This window comes from Salipiger sp. HF18 (genome assembly GCF_011806505.1).
In the GTDB taxonomy this organism is placed as follows: Bacteria; Pseudomonadota; Alphaproteobacteria; order Rhodobacterales; family Rhodobacteraceae; genus Salipiger; species Salipiger thiooxidans.
Map to the genome: position 1 here is coordinate 1 of NZ_JAATOS010000513.1, position 2,759 is coordinate 2,759.

The following is a 2,759-nucleotide window of genomic DNA, read 5'->3' on the forward strand; positions in this document are numbered from 1 at the left end:
CTGCGGCTGGTAGCGCCGCGCCCTGAGCTCGCGCGACAGCACCTCGGGCGCGTCGGGGCGGGCAATGAGGCGGGTCTCGAAGTCGAGCCCCGGCGACAGGCCGAGATACGCATGCGACGGCCGCGCGAAGCAGTAGATGCAACCGTGCTCGCAGCCGCGATAGGGGTTGATCGAGCGGTCGAAGGGAATGTCCGGCGAGGCATTGTAGGCGATGAGGCTGCGCGGACGCTCCTCGCTGACCTCGGTGCGCAGTGGCGGCAGCTCCTCGTCGCGGTCCCAGCCGTCGTCCGTATCCTCGTAGGCCAGACGCTCGAACCGCCCCGTCTCACGGCTGGCGGCGCCCCGTCCGGGACGGCGGTCTTGGGGGAGATATCGGGGCGACTGGGTCATCGCCCGATATTAGAACATATGTGGAACACTGGCAATCGGGGCCGTGTGGCGCCCTGCCCCCAGGGTCATCGTCGGACCCGCTCTGGCGGGCGGACACGGCGGAAAATCGCTTCATCAATCCCCAGAGCGGAATATGAAAACTCGGTGAAAACAGCCAGAATTCATATCCGTGAAGGGATTGGCCTTTATTCCGAGGGACCAAGCCCCTATCTTGAAAGGGCAAAGGAGTCGATCATGCCGGTGACACATCTCGTGACCCTGATCATCGCGGTTCTTGCGCTGTCGGGTCTGACTGTCTGGGCGTTCCTGTCCTGGGGCGCAGGCACCGTGATCCCGCTGCTGGCGGCGCTCGCGCTGGCCGTACGCTGGGCGGTTTCCCCCGTGTCTCCGGACGACACGCACGCCTGACCAGCTCGCGATGATACGCAGACCCTGCCGCCTTTCGGCAGGGCCATATTTCTGGCCGTCCGACCTTACTCCACGCTCTCCCGCAGGATCGCCGACACCGGCACCAGCTCCACGCTGCTGGCGCGATCCTGAAGTCCCCAGAGCAGCAGCGCCGAGACCGTGTCGGCGCGCAGGCGACCCAGCATCACCACCGGACCTTCCTGCCGCGCCTTGAAGGCGGCTTGGTCGAGGAAGCGGCGCATCACGCGCGGATCCTGTCCCTCGCCGTCGAAATCGCGGAACACCGTGGCCGAGGGCACGCCCTCGCGCAGCGCCAGCGCCTGCCCGGTGTTGAGCCCCTTCGGCAGCATTAGCAGCCCGTGCCCGGAGGCGTGCAGGAAGCGCGCTGTCTGGTCTGCGATCGCGCGCGAGGCCTGCAGACCGTCGCCCGGCGCCTCGAGCACGCCGATGGCCTCGGGCACGGCACCGAGCGCGCCTTCGAGCGAGATCTCCACGTCCGAGGCCTGCGCGCCTTCGGGGGCGCTGGCCATGGTCAGCACCTCGAAGCCCTCCTCGCGGTAGGCCCGCGCAGCGCCGATGGCGTCGGGGTGCGAGGGCGAGATGGCGAAGCTCACAGGAAAGGGGACCTCTCCGACAGTCTCGGGGCCAAGCGGCCCGCTGCCGTCGTCAATCAGCACGATGGACATGTGCGGCTCGCCCGGCGTCAGGTTCGAGGGTGCCGAGAACACGTCGAGCGGACGCAGACCGCCCGCGCTGTCCGTGCTATCCGCCGGGGCGGCGGTGCCTTCGCCAATGCTGGGCAGGCGGTCGCTTGGGCCGGTGCCGTCGCGGCCGATCAGCGACCCAGCGGGCGTGCCGATGGCCGGGCGGCTCTCGCCCCCGGTCTGCGGCAGGACGACCACCTCGGGGACCGCCTCCGCCTCGGGCTCCGGCTCGGAGGTCGCACCCTCGTAGGGCGCGGGCATCGGCGGCGCAGCGGTTTCGGTGGCAAGCTCGGGCGAGGCTTCGGCCTCGGGCGCCTCTGTCACCGGCGAGGTCGCCTCGCCGCGCCGGGGCGCGTTTGCTGCCGCGACGACGGGCTCCGGCGCGGTGTCGGGCGCATCGGGGGCCACGGGGGCGTCCAGCTCGGTCACGGTCTCCGGCGGGGTGTCATCGAGCGCAGGCTCGGCGATCACGGCGTCGGTCTCGGTCTCGGCAACAGCGGTCTCTTCGACCTCGGTCTCGGGCTCCGCATCCGCGACCAGGGATACGGTATCATCTGCCCCGGTCTCTGCCACCGTCTCTGCCTCGGCGTCCGGCTCGGCCATCGCCTCATCCATCGCGGTCGCTTCGGCACTGTCGGCGTCGGTAACGGGCTCGGAAACGGCTTCCGCTGCCTCCGCAGGTGCACCGCCCTCGGCCACGGTATCACCGGTTTCGGGACTCTCCGAAATGGCCCCCGCGACCGGCTCGGCGCCTTCGGCCCCGGGCACCGCCGCGACCTCCGGCTCAGCGCCCGGCAGCGCGCGCTCGGGCGGGCCCATCGCGATGGACAGAGCCCCCGCACCCGCGACCGAAACCACCGTCCCGATGAGTACGCCTGCGACAAAGCCTTTCGCCATCACCGTCTACCCTTCTCTGCCCCCGGTCCCGTTCCGGACCTTTGATCCGGCGCATCCCCTTGACGCTGCACCGCCTCCGGGCGCATGTATAGCCCGGACACAAGGCCGCCTTCCAGCCCGAGATTGACCATGCTTCTGCTCATCGACAACTACGACAGCTTTACTTACAACCTCGTTCATTACGTGGGCGAGCTGGGTGTCGAGGCACAGGTCTGGCGCAACGACGCGCTCAACGTGCAGGAGGCGATGGCGATGAAGCCCGCCGGCATCCTGCTGAGCCCCGGCCCCTGCGATCCGGACCAGGCGGGCATCTGCCTCGCGCTGACCGCCGCCGCCGCCGAGACCCGCACGCCGCTCTTC

The 2,759-nt window shown here is 69.7% G+C and carries 2 protein-coding genes and 2 pseudogenes; 2 read left to right on the forward strand and 2 right to left on the reverse strand.

The features are described from left to right. Positions 1 to 390, reverse strand: a pseudogene (locus tag HC022_RS23335) (radical SAM protein); the annotation flags it as partial. A 234-nt stretch (positions 391 to 624) separates the two neighbouring features. Here HC022_RS23335 and HC022_RS23340 point away from each other — a divergent pair. After that, complete coding sequence (locus HC022_RS23340) at positions 625 to 798, forward strand: hypothetical protein (RefSeq protein ID WP_165617115.1); 174 nt, start codon at positions 625 to 627, stop codon at positions 796 to 798. 65 nt (positions 799 to 863) lie between these two features. Here the strand turns inward: HC022_RS23340 and HC022_RS23345 are convergent, their stop codons facing one another. After that, positions 864 to 2,399, reverse strand: coding sequence for a divergent polysaccharide deacetylase family protein (locus HC022_RS23345; RefSeq protein WP_167453998.1), 1,536 nt, complete (start codon positions 2,397 to 2,399; stop codon positions 864 to 866). A 129-nt stretch (positions 2,400 to 2,528) separates the two neighbouring features. Between HC022_RS23345 and HC022_RS23350 the strand changes: the two are divergent. Next, positions 2,529 to 2,759 (forward strand): annotated as a pseudogene (locus HC022_RS23350) (aminodeoxychorismate/anthranilate synthase component II); the annotation flags it as partial.

Coding starts and splice junctions, on each gene's coding strand:
- HC022_RS23340 (WP_165617115.1), top strand. CDS start 625: ATGCCGGTGACACATCTCGTGACCCTGATCATCGCGGTTCTTGCGCTG.
- HC022_RS23345 (WP_167453998.1), bottom strand. CDS start 2,399: ATGGCGAAAGGCTTTGTCGCAGGCGTACTCATCGGGACGGTGGTTTCG.